Origin of the sequence: Paraburkholderia fungorum (assembly GCF_046027215.1) — a bacterium.
Lineage (GTDB): Bacteria > Pseudomonadota > Gammaproteobacteria > Burkholderiales > Burkholderiaceae > Paraburkholderia > Paraburkholderia fungorum_D.
Map to the genome: position 1 here is coordinate 2,488,331 of NZ_JAQQEN010000002.1, position 14,963 is coordinate 2,503,293.

The window sequence follows — 14,963 nt, forward strand, 5'->3', positions numbered from 1 at the left end:
GCACCGGACACCGTTCACTGGAACGCCACCTCCGCAAAACTGCGCAGCTTGCGGCTATGCAGACGATGCAGCCCGTTCATCCGCAGCAACTCCATCGCCTTGACGCCGATCTGCAGATGCTGATCGACCTGCGCGCGATAGAACTGATCAGCCATGCCAGGCAGCTTCAACTCGCCGTGCAACGGCTTATCGGACACGCAGAGTAAGGTGCCGTAAGGCACGCGGAAGCGAAAACCGTTCGCGGCGATCGTCGCGCTTTCCATATCGAGCGCAACCGCGCGGCTTTGCGACAGCCGCTGCACCGGTTCGCGATGATCGCGCAACTCCCAGTTGCGGTTATCGACACTGGCTACCGTACCCGTGCGCATTACGCGCTTCAACTCGACGCCATCGAGCTGCGTGATCTGCGCGACCGCGCGCTCCAACGCCACCTGCACTTCCGCCAGCGCCGGAATCGGCACCCACAGCGGCAGATCCGCGTCGAGCACGTGATCCTCGCGCACATAGCCGTGGGCCAGCACATAGTCGCCCAGGCGCTGCGTGTTGCGCAGCCCCGCGCAATGGCCGAGCATGATCCAGGCATGCGGACGCAGCACAGCGATGTGATCGGTGATCGTCTTCGCGTTCGACGGCCCGACGCCGATGTTGATCATCGTGATGCCGCTACCGTCCGCGCGCTTCAGGTGATAGGCGGGCATCTGCGGCAGACGCGGCGGCGCCGTGCCTTCCTGCTCCTGTTCGCCGAGGTTCTCGTTATAGATGACCACGTCGCCCGGTTCGACGAACGAGGTGTATTCGCTGCGGTATGTGCGCAGTTCTTCGTCGTCGGTGTGGGCCATCATTGTGCGGCCGAGTTTGACGAACTCGTCGATATAGAACTGGTAGTTCGTGTACAGCACGTAGTTCTGGCAATGGGTGGGCGAGGTTGCCGTGTAGTGCTTCAGCCGATGCAGCGAGAAGTCCACTCGCGCCGCCGTGAACAGCGCCAACGGATGCGGCTCGCCCGCCAGCGGCTCATACGTGCCGTTGACGATACGGTCGTCGAGCAGTGCGAGATCCGGCGTATCGAATACGTCGCGCATCAGGAACAGGCGCTCGCGGTCCAGATCGCCTTCCAGATGGATGCCCTCGGCAAATGCAAAGTGAATGGGAATCGGCTGGTCCGAGACGCCGACTTCGATCTTCACGTGATGGTTCTTTGCCAGCAACCGCAATTGTTCACGATAGTAGTTGCCGAACAGATCGGGCCGCGTCACTGTCGTCTCGAACACGCCAGGGCCCGCGACGAAACCGTATGAACGGCGCGAGTCGATATGCGTGTTGACCTCGGTGCACACTCTGACGAAGGGGTAGCAGGCGCGCACCCGGCGTTCGAACAATTCGTTGCGGCGATAACGCGCAAAGGCGTCGCGCAGGAACGAGGTGTTCGCCTCGTAGATGGCGGACAGGCGGGTGACGGCCTCGGCGGCGTCGTCAAAGGATTCGGTGGGGAAGCTGTTGGCGGGAGTCTGCACCGCGCGTTGATTGGTATCGTTGTTCATCTTCATTCGCCTCGATTGATGAGGCGACATTACCACGGAACCCGTGATCGCCAAATGACCTTGCGGTGCGTACAACACACGCTGCAACAGCACTCGCAAGATTGCCGGCACGCCGCGCGAAAGCGGCGCAAAATAAGGCGGTCGCGCCCGTGGGCAAGGCTGGATTTGCTAGAATCGGGGCACCATATTGGAGAATCACCATGAAGCCGCTCCTTCCCGTCGCCGTTGCACTGGCCCTCGCCTTTGGCAACGCCGCGATGGCTGCCCAGCCTGTCGACGCCACGCCGCCCCCGGACCAGCCGCAGTCCGCTAACGAACGGGCCGGCCTGCCGGACCTGGCGGCGATCAACCGGCCGGCCGCGGAAGTCAGCTCCAAGGTCGAAATCAATGTGCCGCGTACGCCGAGCTTCCACGAACGCAGCGCGAACGGCACCGAAATCACTGAATATCGCGACAAAGGCAAGCCCGTTGAAATCAACGTGCGTTCGAATTTCGGCACACGCTATCAGATGAGCGCGCCGCTCGACACGTCGCCCACCGTGCGTGACAACGGCCACCCAAGCACGCGTCTGCCCTCGGTGAATCTGATCTATTGACGGAGGCAGGGGTAGCAGTGTGGCGGGGGGCTGCCCCGGCATGCCCCCGGATTCCGCGCAAACGAGAGGTGTTGTGTTGGCCATCGGCCTGCTGGTTGATGAGCGATGGTGGTTGCAGTCCTGCATGACCGCACTACTGATCCCGCACCCGGCACCGCCTTCAAGACCGCTTTTGTACCACCTCGCACTGGCCGCACTGCGCCAGCCCGACCAACCTGATCCGACGTTTCCCGCATGGCTGTCTTCACCGCTGTCACCGAACCCCAACTAGCAGAATGGATGCGTCACTACGATCTCGGCGATGTCGTCGAGTTTCGCGGCATCCCGTCCGGTATTGAGAACAGCAACTTCTTTCTGACGACGACGCGCGGCGAGTACGTCCTCACGATTTTCGAAAAGCTGACGGCCGAACAACTGCCGTTCTATCTCGATCTGATGCGGCATCTGGCCGCGCACCGCGTGCCGGTGCCGGACCCCATGCCGCGCGAAGACGGCGCGCTGTTCGGCACGCTGCACGGCAAGCCCGCGGCGATCGTGACCAAGCTCGAAGGCGCGCCGGAAATGGCGCCTCGGGTCGAACACTGCGCCGAGGTCGGGCATATGCTCGCGCGCCTGCATCTGGCGGGTCGCGATTACCCGCGCCATCAGCCGAATCTGCGCAGTCTGCCGTGGTGGAAGGAAACCGTGCCGACCATCCTGCCATTTCTGGAAGGCGCGCAACGTGACCTGCTGTCGTCCGAACTGGCGCATCAGGAGGCGTTCTTCGCCTCGGCCGATTACGCCGCGCTACCCGAGGGTCCTTGCCACGCCGACCTGTTCCGCGACAACGCGCTGTTCGCCCACGCCGCGCCGGAGACCGGCCACGAAGTGCGCCTCGGCGGTTTCTTCGACTTCTATTTCGCCGGCTGCGACAAATGGCTGTTCGACGTCGCCGTGACGGTCAACGACTGGTGTGTCGACCTCGCCACCGGCAAGCTCGACCAGACGCGCACGGCAGCCCTGCTGCGCGCCTACCAGAGCGTGCGTCCCTTCACCGCCGAAGAAAACCGCCATTGGGGCGACATGCTGCGTGCGGGCGCGTACCGTTTCTGGGTCTCGCGCCTGTATGATTTTCATTTGCCGCGCGCGGCCGAGTTACTCAAACCGCACGACCCCGGCCATTTCGAGCGCATTCTGCGCGAACGCCTGACCGGCGTTGCACTTCCAGGCATTCATACCTCATGCAACTGATCGAAGTCCCCGCGAAAACCGGCTATGTGTGGTTCCGGCAGGGTATCTGGCTGTTCCGCAAGAATCCCCTCGCGTTTCTGACGCTGTTCTTCACCTATCTGCTGGTGATGACGCTGGTGTCGCAGATTCCGGTGATTGGCGGCGTGCTGCCGCTCCTGTTCATTCCGGGCGTCGCGGTCGGCTTCATGGCGGCCTGCCGCAATACCATCGCGGGCAAGCCGGTATTCCCGACCATCCTGGTGGACGGCTTCCACTCGTATGGCCCGGCGGTCGCCAAACGGCTGCTGGTGCTCGGCGTGCTGTATGTCGTCGCCATGGCGCTGGTCCTGGCAGGCTCCGCGCTCGCCGACGGCGGCATGCTGCTGAAGGTCATGCTCGGCGGCGCCACCATGGATCAGGAAGCAATCGCCAACAGCAATATCCCGTTGGCGGTGATCACCGCACTCGCGTTCTACATTCCAGTGGCAATGATTTTCTGGTTCTCGCCGGTTCTCGCCGCCTGGCACGACGTGCCGCCCGTCAAGGCGATGTTCTTCAGCGTTGTCAGTTGCTGGCGCAATCGCGGCGCGTTCATCGTGTTCGGCGCGCTGTGGTTCGCGGTGGCGATAACCGTCTCGCTCGGTCTGTCCGCGTTGATGCAGGCGTTGGGCGCCGGCGACTTCGCGTTTGCGATCCTGATGCCCGCCACGATGATCGTCACGACCATGCTGTATTGCTCCTTTTACGCGACATATCGCGGCTGCTTCGGCGTGCAATCACCGGAAGCACCCGACCTGCCGACCACGCCGGCAGCCTGACGCTCTGGATCAATGTCCCCTGACGCGGGCGCCCTACCGGCGCCCGCGCTCACGTCTGCTGCCGGCCCCGCCGCTTCGGCTGCTTCGTCGAACCCTCATGCACACTCGTCAACCTGCCTCGATTTGCGGCACAATGATTTGCGCGCAATCGATTTGCACGCTCTTTTTAGACGAGATGTCATCATGACCCAGCGCCCCGCTTTGCCCTTCACCCTCGACGAGCAACTATGCTTCGCCCTCTATTCGACGTCGCTTGCGATGACGAAGGCGTACAAACCACTGCTCGACAAGCTCGGCCTGACGTACCCGCAATATCTGGCCATGCTCGTGCTCTGGGAAGCCGACGACGTCACGGTCAAGGACATGGCCGCGCGGCTGAATCTCGACTCGGCCACGGTCACGCCGCTGCTCAAGCGCCTGGAGACACAAGGCTACCTCGAGCGGGTGCGGGGCGTTGAAGACGAGCGGCTCGTCTACATCCGCCTGACCAAAGCCGGTACGGCCCTGAAGCGCCAGGCGCGCGAAGTGCCCGCGGAAATCTTTTGCGCAACCCAGCAGACGCCAGAATTCCTGCTACGGCTGCGTGACGACCTGACCCGTCTGCGCGCCACGCTCAACGACTACATGGACCACTAACCGGCCTGCTTCAAAAAAGCGCGCTATCGGCTCTATCCAAAAATTCATTTGCACACAAATGATTTGTGCGATATCTTTATCGCATGCCGCTTCGATAGCAGCCGGCCGGAACGGCGAACCCGCAGTGGCAAACAGTCAAACCCTGACAACCCAGATTGAGGAGCAACAAAATGAACGTACTTTACAAAGCAAGCGCAACTAGCACCGGTGGTCGTGACGGCCGTGCTGTGTCGTCGGATAACGTGCTGGACGTGAAACTGGCCGCACCGCGCGAACTGGGCGGCAACGGCACCGTGGGCACGAACCCGGAACAACTCTTTGCAGCCGGCTACTCGGCCTGTTTCCTGAGCGCCATGAAATTCGTCGCCGGCCAGCGCAAGCAAGCTTTGCCGGCGGACACGCAAGTTACCGCAGAGGTGGGCATCGGCCCGAACGACAACGGCGGCTTCGCACTCGATATCGATCTGCGCATTTCGCTGCCGGGCCTCGCTGCGGACGCAGCCAAGGAACTGGTCGACGCCGCGCATCAGGTTTGCCCGTACTCGAATGCCACGCGCAACAACGTCGCGGTGCGCTTGCAAGTCGCTTAAGCTCCGACGATCGGTCAATCGCACGCGGCACAGCAAATCCGCGCCGCTGCGAACAGCGCCCGTACCTTGCAAAACAGGTGCGGGCGCTGTGCCGTTTTGCGGACGCGGGCATGTTACGTGCGGGCGCGTTCATGCCGTTCAGCGAGTCAAGCCGTGCCTCGCCGAGCGGCTCAGCCATATTGTCGCCTGACAGTTCTTGCGCCGGCCACGCGTCGTCGCGCAACCACACACTTCGACTCACGATTCCAATGACACGCGTCCGACGTCTGCACGACACCTTCGACACCGGTCTGGTCTGGTTTCGCCGCGACCTGCGCAGCAGCGACAACGCGGCGCTCTACTACGCGCTCAAGCATTGCGAACGCGTCTGGTGCGTGTTCGTATTCGACACGACGATCCTGCAACCGCTCATCGATACCTGGCAGGCACGTCATGCGGATGAGCCGCCGCAGGACCGCCGCATCGAGTTCATTCTTGCCGCACTCGGCGAACTGGACCAGGCATTGCGCGCGAACGGCGGCGGCCTGATCGTGCTGTACGGTGATCCGGCCGATCTCGTGCTCAAACTGGCCGACGAACTCGGCGTCGATGCGGTGTTCACCAATCACGATTACGAACCGGTCGCGCTCGAGCGCGATGAGGCGGTACGCGAGCGGCTCGCCGGCGCCAAACGCCAGTTGTTGACGTTCAAGGATCAGGTGATTTTCGAGCGTGAGGAACTGCTGACCGGACAGCGCAAGCCCTTCACGGTGTTCACGCCGTACAGGAATGCGTGGCTCAAGCAGCTCACGGCCTTCGATCTGAAACCGTATCCGGTGGAGACTTACGCGAAGCATCTGGCGGCGTTGCCGCCGAAGCTGAACCGCCAGCTACCGACGCTCGATCAACTTGGTTTCGCACCGGGCAATCTCACCGACCTGCCGTTGCCCACCGGCATGAGCGGCGCACAACGTCTGCTCGACGACTTTATGACCCGCATCGATAGCTATGCGGACCGGCGCGACTTTCCTGCCGCCAAGGGTCCGAGCTACCTGTCGATACATCTGCGCTTCGGCACAGTGTCGATCCGCACGCTGGCGCGTCTTGCATACGAACTCTCACTGCAGCCCGGCGGGCAAGGCTCAGCGACGTGGCTTTCGGAGCTCATCTGGCGAGACTTCTATTTCATGATCCTCGCGCATCACCCTAAACTGGCGGCCGGCGCGTCGTTCAAGGAAGAATACGACCGGCTGCGCTGGGAGCACGGCCCGGAAGCGGACGAGGCCTTCGCCGCCTGGTGCGAGGGTCGCACCGGCTATCCGCTCGTCGACGCCGCCATGCTGCAGCTAAACCGCACCGGCTATATGCACAACCGACTGCGGATGGTGACCGCAAGCTTTCTGGTGAAGGATCTGGGCGTCGACTGGCGGCTCGGCGAGCGCTATTTCGCCGACTTGTTGAACGACTTTGATTTCTCGGCGAATAACGGCGGCTGGCAATGGGCGGCGTCGACAGGATGCGATGCGCAGCCGTATTTCCGGATTTTCAACCCGATCACGCAATCGGAAAAATTCGATGCTGAGGGGCGCTTCATCAAGCGCTACTTGCCTCAACTAGCGCAAGTGCCGGCCAAATGGATTCATGCGCCGTGGCTTGCAGGCGCGGAACGGCTCGCGGAATTTGGCGTCGTGCTGGGTAGAGACTATCCCGAGCCGATCGTCGATCATGCCGAAGCACGACAACGCACACTGGCCCGTTTCGGCAAGTAAAAGCCCGAGGGAGATTTAAAGATGCGCCGTTTGCCGTCGTTGGTGGTTTTTCTTGTCCTGACGCTCGCTGCGGCGTTCGTCGCGAGCCGGTTTTTGCCCGACGCGTGGTATGCAGCGCTGCAAAAGCCCGCGTTCAACCCGCCGAACTGGGTGTTCCCGCCTGCGTGGTCGGTGCTCTATGTGCTGATGGCGATTGCCGCGTGGCGCGTGTGGAAACGCGATGGCCTGAGCGCGGCGATTGTCTTGTGGGTGGTGCAGTTGCTGTTCAACGCGGCCTGGATGTGGCTATTTTTCGGCCTGCATCGACCCGGCGTGGCGCTGGCCGATATTGTGATGCTACTGGCATTGATTGTGGCGTTGACATTCGCCTTCTGGCGACGGGACCGCTGGGCAGGCGGCTTACTCGTGCCCTATGTGGCCTGGGTGGCGTTCGCCGCGGTGTTGAATCACGCGTTATGGCAATTGAATCCGGCTGTCTGAGCGTTCATGACAGCTTGGGCGCCTCACCCTGAACACCGGCGTAATTCGATACCCGCCGATGCTTTCACTACCCGCAATTTAGTGCTGGCTCATCCACGACGGTTGGCGGGGGGACGCCTCACGGTCGAGCTTGCGCATGCGGAATTCGAGATCGTACAGATCAGTCGCTTCAGCGAGGAACGCGTCAGCACGTTCTTTTGCAAGCTGGTCGGGCGATTTGGTCAGAAGCAGGAACAGGCGGCTAAGCAGATACATGGTCAACCTCGGCAATAAAGTTAGGCGGTAACGTCTAAGGGATAACCCGCATTATAGGGAAAACCCTAGGGACGCGCCACCTCTCATTTTGAGGTGTTGTTCCTGCGTCAACTAGCGCCGACCCAAGCCGTTGCGGGCGCGCCTTCCGCGATTCGGCCAGTGCCCGTCCGGCGCTGATGTCTGAAAAATTCCCAGATCAGCGCGCTTGCATCCGGCCCTTTAGCGGAATGGAACGGGACGGCGTCGTCACCGCCGGCCCAGGCATGCGCCAGCCCTTGCACGCGGCAGAGGCGCACCACCCGCCGCCCGCCGCGCAGGTAGTCGCGCGTGACTACGCCGCCCTTGCGATCTTCCCGCACTTCGCCGGATTTACGTGCGCCTTTCTCGTCGACGATCCGGTTCAGCCGCAGAAACTGCACGGCCAGTTGATCCGCATTCACCGGCGCGACCACGTGGTCTGCGTCGCCGTGAACGATGATCGCCGGCATACCGGGGTAGTGCGCGACATTGGCGACTTCGTCGACCAGTTCTGCCGGTTCCCGGCGCGCGCCACGCCGCATGACGTCCATCGCGGTGATGCCTGAACGGGCTTCGCCGAAAGCGGGGCCAGAATGCAGCGCAACCGCCGCAAAGTGGTCCGGATAGGTGACGGCCAGTAGCGCGGTCAGTCCAGCGCCCGCGGAAATGCCGGCGACATACACGCGCTCGCTGTCGAAACCATGCTGCGCGACGAGCGCATCCACCAGCGAAACCACCGCGCGCGTTTCGGCCCCGCCGGCGCTGTCGCCAGCGTCGTACCAATGCCAGCAGCGGTGTGAATGCACGTGCTTGGATTGCTCGGGATACACCACGGCAAAGCCGAAGCGGTCGGCAAGCACATTCATGCGCGTGCCTTCGGCGAATTCGTCAATCGACTGTGTGCAGCCGTGCAGCATCACGACCAGCGGCATTTGCTCCAGCGCATGGCCAGCCGGGATGTACAACCCATACTGAAGATGATTGACGAGCCGCCCAGGCGAAGCGGGCGCCGAATGGAACGAGCGCGTCCACGAGCCGCTCGCCCATGCCGACGCACGCGGACGAACCCGCGATTCCCTGACCGCAGCGCGCGGCGCCTCGCGTTTGGCGGGCGCACGCAGTGTGACGGCTGGCTTGATCGGACGAACCTTGGCGGACGGCTTGGGCGCGGCAGGCCGCGCCGGCCGCTTGGCGTTGCGCTTGGTGGTTTTATGGGCGTGCTCGGTCTGGATCGCCAGCAGCCGCTTGAGGCCTCGCAGCCAGATATTCGATAGACTTTTTGCCATCGGCGGATAACCTCGCAAAAAGGGGCAGGTGTCGTTCGATCGAACGACGCTTCGTTGTGCAATGCACAATAACACCAATCCTCATGCGATGCTGGCGGTACAAACCTCCGTTCGCGGACGAAATTTCCGCCCGGCGAACCTTGCAGCACCACCCCCGTCAAACCGCTGCAACGCGTGATGGCAAGCCCACCATGCCATGACAAAAGGGACGGTATGGGTCGAATCCGCAACCCGCCGCCCGTCTATACTGGCGGTGAGATAATTGCCTTGCGGGCCTTTGCCGCGTCGGCGATTCGCGCCTTTCATGCGTTCATTCAATACCAACCCGATTCTACGCGGCCTTGGTCGCGCTTTTTGCCATGCCCGACTTACCTCTCCACCTGTGGATTGCGATTACCAGCCTCGGCGCCTCCGGCATGACGCTGCCGCTCGCGTTCGCCATCGCGCTGTGGCTGGCGGTCGGCTATACGTGGCGCATGGCCGCGGGCTGGTTGCTGCTGCTGGGCGCGGCGATCGGCGTTGTGACCGTTACGAAACTCGCCTTTCTCGGCTGGGGCGTCGGCATACGCGAACTGGATTTCACCGGCGTCAGCGGTCATGCCATGTTCTCCACGGCGGTCTATCCGGTCGCGCTGTTCCTGATGCTATTGCCGGCCCGCCCGGCCATCCGTCTGCTCGGTGTGGCGCTTGGGCTTGCCGTGGGCATCGTGGTCGGCCTGTCGCGCGTCGTACTGAGCGCTCACTCACCGTCTGAGGCCATCACCGGCTGCATTGTTGGCGCGCTGGCTGCGCTGTTCTTCGTGCGCATGGCCTGGCATGCCGAGCCGGGCCGGTTGTCGGCGCTGCCCGTCGCCGCGAGTCTGATGATCCTCGCGGTACTGATGCACGGTGTGCATGTTCCCACCCAGCGCTGGGTCACGCGTATCGCGCTCAAGGTGTCCGGTCACGAACGGCCGTTTATTCGCGCGAAGTGGAAAGCCACGCGCGCCGTCCGCCCCGCCACGGCGCCGCTGTCGCAAACGCTCAATACGCTTGCGGCGCCGCGCTCATCCGACATTTGACCCGCGCCCCTGCAATTTCACGCGCGGCGCCATGCGCATAGTTGAATAATCGTCATGGGCATCGTTATAACCTTTCATATATTACGATAGCGTTTTAACCTGCTGCTCCGGCCTGCACCGGACATCCGAGTCTCCATGACACTCTCCCGCCGCCTTGTGAAACATGCGCTGTTCATTGTCAGCGCCGTCTCCGTTGCCGTTAGCGCCAATGCGCGCGCCGACGAACTGGTGGTCTCGGCCGCCGCGAGCCTGACCAACGCGTTCAAGGCGGTCAGCGAGGTCTTCGAGCAGCAGCATCCCGGCACTAAGGTCCTGCTGAACTTCGGCGCCTCCGACGTGCTGATGCAGCAGATTGCCAAGGGCGCACCCGCTGACGTCTTCGCTTCCGCGGATCAGAAAGCCATGGACAAGGCCGCTGCCGAAAAAGTGATCGTGCCGGCCACGCGCCGCGACTTCGCTGCCAATTCGCTGGTGCTGATCGTACCGACCGACAGCCACTTCGCACCCGCCTCGCTTGGCGATCTGACATCCGCGAACGTAAAGCGGGTCGCTTATGGTGATCCGGCTTCCGTGCCGGTCGGCCGCTATACGCAGGGCGCGCTGCAGGCCGCGGGCGTCTGGGACGCCGTCAGTGCGAAGGCCGTGCTGGCATCGAACGTACGCCAGAGTCTTGACTACGTGTCGCGTGGCGAAGTCGACGCCGGCTTCGTGTTCAGTACCGATGCCGCGATCATGCCCGACAAGGTCAAGGTGGCGATGAACGTGCCGACGCAAACGCCGATCACCTACCCGATCGCGCAGGTCGAAGGCAGCCGTCACGCGGCCGACGCGCAGGCGTTCATGAACTTCGTGCTGTCGCCGGCCGGCCAGGCGGTGCTCGCGAAGTACGGCTTCAAGCCCGCGCACTAACTTCCCGCAGGCACGTCCCCTCGTCCACTCGACACTTCGCACGCTCATGCAACAGGCCTGGATTCCGCTCATGCTGTCGCTGAAGGTAGCGGGCTGGGCCACTGCGCTCAACCTGGTGTTCGGCGTCGCGGCCGGCTTCGGCTTGTCGCGCTGGCGCTCGGGCGCGCGCGATGTGATCGATTCCCTGCTGATGCTGCCGCTCGTCTTGCCGCCTACCGTGCTCGGCTACTACCTGCTGGTGCTGCTTGGGCGGCGCGGCGTGATCGGCGCCTGGCTCGACCGCCTTGATATCCAGCTGGTGTTCACGTGGCAGGGCGCGGTGATCGCGTCGACGGTGGTGGCGTTTCCGCTCGTGCTGAAGTCGGCACGCGCCGCCTTTGAAGCGGTCGACCCGCAGCTCGAACGTGCCGCTCGTACGCTGGGCGTCAGCGAAACGGCGGTGTTTTTTCGCGTGACGCTACCGCTCGCGGCGCGCGGCATCCTCGCCGGCGGTCTGCTGGCGTTCGCGCGCGCGCTCGGCGAATTCGGCGCGACGCTGATGATCGCGGGCAACTTGCCGGGGCGCACGCAGACGCTTTCAGTGGCGGTCTACTCCGCGGTGCAAGCCGGTGACGACAGCACCGCCAATTTCCTCGTGCTCGTGACCTCGGTGACGTGCGTCGTGATCCTGTTGCTCGCAGGCCGTCTGGTGCCGCAGCACACGCTTTTGTCGTCCCGCTGACATGCCGCTCGCCGTCGACATCCGCAAGACCTTCCAGAGTGCCGAGCGCCGTTTCACGCTCGACGTCTCGTTCAAGGCGATCACGCAGCGCGTCGTGTTGTTCGGGCCGTCCGGCGCGGGAAAGAGTCTGACCTTGCAGGCCATCGCCGGCCTGCTTCGCCCTGACGAGGGCAGCATCGCGCTGCATGGCAATGCGCTGTTCGATAGCACGCAAGGCGTCGATCTGAAGCCGCAGGCGCGCAAGATCGCGTATCTGTTTCAGGACTACGCGCTGTTTCCGCATCTGAACGTGCGGCAGAACATCGGCTTCGGCTTGCAGCCGGGCTGGTTCAATCCGCGCGCGCGGAGCGCTCATCCGCAAGTTGATTACTGGCTCGAGGCGCTCGAACTGCAAAGCGTTGCCGGCAATCATCCGGCCCAGCTTTCCGGTGGACAGAAGCAGCGAGTGGCACTGGCTCGGGCGCTGGTGGCGCAACCTCGCCTGCTGTTGCTCGACGAGCCCTTCTCGGCGCTCGATAGCGCGTTGCGTCAGCGGATGCGGCACGAACTATCGGAACTGCAAACGCGGCTCGATATTCCGATGGTGTTGATCACGCATGATCCCGACGACGTCGCCGCGTTCGGCGATCAGGTCGTGCAGGTCAGCGATGGCTGCGTGCGCGAGAACCACCCGTTCGCCGGCTACGAGCGCAGCGTGCCTTAGCGGCGCGCGTTCGCGCCTAGTCTTTCACGCCGAGAATCACGCTCGACGCCTTGAATGCCGCAATCGCCGTCCCGCTTTCCACAAGCCCTAGCGTGTCAACGCTTTCATTCGTGACGACGGCGGTGATCACGGCGCCGCCTTCGAGCACGAGCGAGACCTCCGCGCTTACCGCACCGCGCTTGACGCTCTGCACTGTGCCGCGCAGCTGATTGCGCGCGGACAGCTTGAGCGGGGTGCCATCCGTGTCTTCGACAAGCAGCACCACCCACGAAGCCTTGATCAGCGCAAACGCCGCCGAACCTGTCGCGAGTCCCAGCGTCTCCGTGCTTTCATGCGTGAGCACCGACACAATCGCATGGCCGCCAGGCAGCGCGAGCGACACCTCGTCGTTAACCGTGCCGCGCGTGATTGCCGACACCGTCCCGTAGAGCTGATTGCGCGCGCTCGTTTTCACGCCGATGCGCCCGATCAGATCCCAATCGGTCGCGAAACCTTCAATGGCTGCACCCGCGCGTTCGAGAAAACGCCGATGCTCGCGTTCGACAGCGCGAAACGTCTCAATCAGCTTCACGGCGCGCGGCGTAAGCGTCGTGCCTCCCCCGCCTTTACCGCCGGTAGAACGGACCACGAGCGGCTCGCCGGCGAGATTGTTCATGGTGTCGACGGCATCCCACGCGCCTTTGTAGCTGATGCCCACCGCTTTCGCCGCGCTCGTAATCGAGCCGGTCTGACCGATTGCCGCGAGCAGCGCGATGCGCGCCGCGCCGCCGAGCGTTTGCGCGCCCGCCTGAAACCAGACCGAGCCGCCAATTTCGAGAGGCTCGTGAGACGAGCCGGTATGGTCAGTTGTCATGGCGGGAAAAGTGGTCAACGGATGAGGGAAGGACAGCGAATCATTATAGCCACGCCGACGCGCACGACCTCCTCCAGGCACTGAAACGGACAGGCGGCACGGTCAACCGACCGTGCCGCCCGTTTCGCATTGAACGCGTGCCCAGCGGGCCATCACACTGCGTACTGCGCGATCCCGTTACCAAACGACCAGTTCTCCTTCAGTACCTCGACGAGATTAATGAACACATCCTCCCGTCGCAGCCCAGGCGATTCCGCCAGTTCATCCGCCATGCGTTTGTAGAGCGCCTTTTTCTGCTCGAGCGTGCGCGTGTTGTTCAAGGTGATCTGAATCACCACGAGATCGTCGCTGCGGTCGATGTTCAGGTACTGGTTGTCGTAGACAAAATTGCCAGCCTCATGCTCGGTAATCAGCATGAAGATGTCGTCCTTCGGCACATTGAACGTGTCCACCAGCGAACGCTGGATGCTGGCCGTCAGCGCCTTCCGGTATTCAGCCGGCTTGCCGGCGCGCAAAGCGATTCGTGTGAGCGGCATGATGAAACTCCTTCGGTTGAAGTGGATGTGTCAACACAGCTTAGGCGCATCCAGTCATAATAAACAGACATCATTGACTATTTCATCTATATCCAACTGAAATGAAAGTGCTCGATCTCGACGCCGTGCGCGCCTTCGTGCTGGTCGCCGATCTACACAGCTTCACGCGGGCGGCGGACGCGCTCGATACCACGCAGTCGGCCGTCAGCCTGAAGCTGAAAAGGCTGGAAGCGCATCTGGGCAAGCAACTGCTGGAGCGTACGCCGCGTCTCGTGCGTCTTTCCGCGGACGGCAACGCGTTCCTCGGCGCAGCGCGCGATCTGTTGAACGCGCATGAGCGGGCGCTGGGTTCGCTATCCGTGGAGCGTCGGCGGCTGACTTTGGGCCTCAGCGAGCACGTGGCGGGTGCGGATCTGCCGCAGTTGCTCGCGCGGCTCAATGCGCATGATCCCGGGTTGGTGGTCGAATTGCATCTGGGGATGTCCAATGCCCTGCTCGCGCAACTCGACGAGCGTCGGCTGGATGCCGTCATCGTTCGATATGGCGCCGACGAGCCACCGCGCGACGACGCGCAACCGCTCTTTAGCGAGCCGCTCGGCTGGCTCGCCACGCCGGAATGGTTGCCGCGCGTCGGCGAGCCATTGCCGCTCGCGCTGTTAACGGCGCCGTGCAATGTGCGTGCTATCGCGCTGCAAACCTTGAATGAGGCGGGGATTGCCTGGCAGGAAGTGTTCGTCGGCGGGGGTGTGGCAGCCGTCGGTGCGGCGGTGGCGGCAGGCCTGGCGGTGTCGCCGCTGGCGCGCCGGGTGGCGCCGCGCGGCTTGATCGATGTTGGCACGAAGCTGGGGTTGCCGCCGCTACCCGAATCGCGAGTGACGCTGCATTCTCGGGTGAAAGACCGGCGTTCAGCCGAGACCTTGCGGCTGGTGGCGACGGGCTTGGCGAGCGTTTGACGGTTGGCGCGCGCGGCGCTTACCTGGACTGGGCGCTCGTGTCTTTCCGG

The 14,963-nt window shown here is 63.1% G+C and carries 17 protein-coding genes; 12 read left to right on the forward strand and 5 right to left on the reverse strand.

The features are described from left to right. Positions 1-14: 14 nt before the first annotated feature. Positions 15-1,541, reverse strand: a complete 1,527-nt coding sequence (locus PQR27_RS31540; protein ID WP_408527480.1) for an AMP nucleosidase — start codon at positions 1,539-1,541, stop codon at positions 15-17. A 200-nt stretch (positions 1,542-1,741) separates the two neighbouring features. Between PQR27_RS31540 and PQR27_RS31545 the strand changes: the two genes are divergently transcribed. The 7 genes from PQR27_RS31545 to PQR27_RS31575 all read left to right on the forward strand — a co-directional run bounded on the left by PQR27_RS31545 (position 1,742) and on the right by PQR27_RS31575 (position 7,618). Then, positions 1,742-2,137, forward strand: coding sequence for a hypothetical protein (locus PQR27_RS31545; protein WP_408527481.1), 396 nt, complete (start codon positions 1,742-1,744; stop codon positions 2,135-2,137). A gap of 234 nt (positions 2,138-2,371) precedes the next feature. Continuing rightward, complete coding sequence (locus tag PQR27_RS31550; protein WP_408527482.1) at positions 2,372-3,367, forward strand: homoserine kinase; 996 nt, start codon at positions 2,372-2,374, stop codon at positions 3,365-3,367. Then, complete coding sequence (locus tag PQR27_RS31555; protein ID WP_408527483.1) at positions 3,358-4,164, forward strand: BPSS1780 family membrane protein; 807 nt, start codon at positions 3,358-3,360, stop codon at positions 4,162-4,164. Before PQR27_RS31550 ends, PQR27_RS31555 begins: the two co-directional genes overlap by 10 nt. Positions 4,165-4,347: 183 nt before the next feature. After that, positions 4,348-4,800, forward strand: a complete 453-nt coding sequence (locus tag PQR27_RS31560; protein ID WP_408527484.1) for a MarR family winged helix-turn-helix transcriptional regulator — start codon at positions 4,348-4,350, stop codon at positions 4,798-4,800. A 170-nt stretch (positions 4,801-4,970) separates the two neighbouring features. Then, complete coding sequence (locus PQR27_RS31565) at positions 4,971-5,390, forward strand: organic hydroperoxide resistance protein (RefSeq protein ID WP_408527485.1); 420 nt, start codon at positions 4,971-4,973, stop codon at positions 5,388-5,390. A 248-nt stretch (positions 5,391-5,638) separates the two neighbouring features. After that, entirely contained in the window at positions 5,639-7,138 is a 1,500-nt protein-coding gene (locus PQR27_RS31570; RefSeq protein WP_408527486.1) for a cryptochrome/photolyase family protein, read from the forward strand. A 21-nt stretch (positions 7,139-7,159) separates the two neighbouring features. Continuing rightward, complete coding sequence (locus PQR27_RS31575) at positions 7,160-7,618, forward strand: TspO/MBR family protein (protein WP_408527487.1); 459 nt, start codon at positions 7,160-7,162, stop codon at positions 7,616-7,618. Positions 7,619-7,696: 78 nt separating this feature from the next. On the opposite strand, the gene PQR27_RS31580 is transcribed toward PQR27_RS31575, so the two are convergent. Together PQR27_RS31580 and PQR27_RS31585 are read right to left on the reverse strand one after the other, a co-directional pair. Next, a complete protein-coding gene (locus PQR27_RS31580) occupies positions 7,697-7,873 on the reverse strand; it encodes a DUF3563 family protein (protein WP_408527488.1) in 177 nt (58 codons plus the stop codon). A 107-nt stretch (positions 7,874-7,980) separates the two neighbouring features. Continuing rightward, a complete protein-coding gene (locus PQR27_RS31585) occupies positions 7,981-9,177 on the reverse strand; it encodes an extracellular catalytic domain type 1 short-chain-length polyhydroxyalkanoate depolymerase (RefSeq protein ID WP_408527489.1) in 1,197 nt (398 codons plus the stop codon). A 359-nt stretch (positions 9,178-9,536) separates the two neighbouring features. Between PQR27_RS31585 and PQR27_RS31590 the strand changes: the two genes are divergently transcribed. From PQR27_RS31590 to PQR27_RS31605, 4 genes are all read left to right on the forward strand, one after another. Then, entirely contained in the window at positions 9,537-10,238 is a 702-nt protein-coding gene (locus PQR27_RS31590; RefSeq protein ID WP_408527490.1) for a phosphatase PAP2 family protein, read from the forward strand. Between the two features lie 135 nt (positions 10,239-10,373). Next, a complete protein-coding gene (gene modA / locus PQR27_RS31595) occupies positions 10,374-11,147 on the forward strand; it encodes a molybdate ABC transporter substrate-binding protein (protein ID WP_408527491.1) in 774 nt (257 codons plus the stop codon). A gap of 46 nt (positions 11,148-11,193) precedes the next feature. Further along, the gene (gene modB / locus PQR27_RS31600) at positions 11,194-11,868 is read left to right on the forward strand and encodes a molybdate ABC transporter permease subunit (protein ID WP_408527492.1); all 675 of its coding nucleotides are present in this window, start codon (positions 11,194-11,196) and stop codon (positions 11,866-11,868) included. Between the two features lies 1 nt (position 11,869). Then, a complete protein-coding gene (locus PQR27_RS31605) occupies positions 11,870-12,571 on the forward strand; it encodes an ATP-binding cassette domain-containing protein (protein WP_408527493.1) in 702 nt (233 codons plus the stop codon). A gap of 16 nt (positions 12,572-12,587) precedes the next feature. Here the strand turns inward: PQR27_RS31605 and modE are convergent, their stop codons facing one another. Together modE and PQR27_RS31615 are read right to left on the reverse strand one after the other, a co-directional pair. Beyond that, positions 12,588-13,424, reverse strand: a complete 837-nt coding sequence (gene modE, locus PQR27_RS31610) for a molybdenum-dependent transcriptional regulator ModE (protein WP_408527494.1) — start codon at positions 13,422-13,424, stop codon at positions 12,588-12,590. 152 nt (positions 13,425-13,576) lie between these two features. Continuing rightward, on the reverse strand, positions 13,577-13,960 hold the full coding sequence (locus PQR27_RS31615; protein WP_408527495.1) for a tautomerase family protein: 384 nt from the start codon (positions 13,958-13,960) through the stop codon (positions 13,577-13,579). A gap of 101 nt (positions 13,961-14,061) precedes the next feature. Between PQR27_RS31615 and PQR27_RS31620 the strand changes: the two genes are divergently transcribed. Then, entirely contained in the window at positions 14,062-14,913 is an 852-nt protein-coding gene (locus tag PQR27_RS31620) for a LysR family transcriptional regulator (RefSeq protein ID WP_408527496.1), read from the forward strand. The last annotated feature ends 50 nt before the right edge of the window (positions 14,914-14,963 follow it).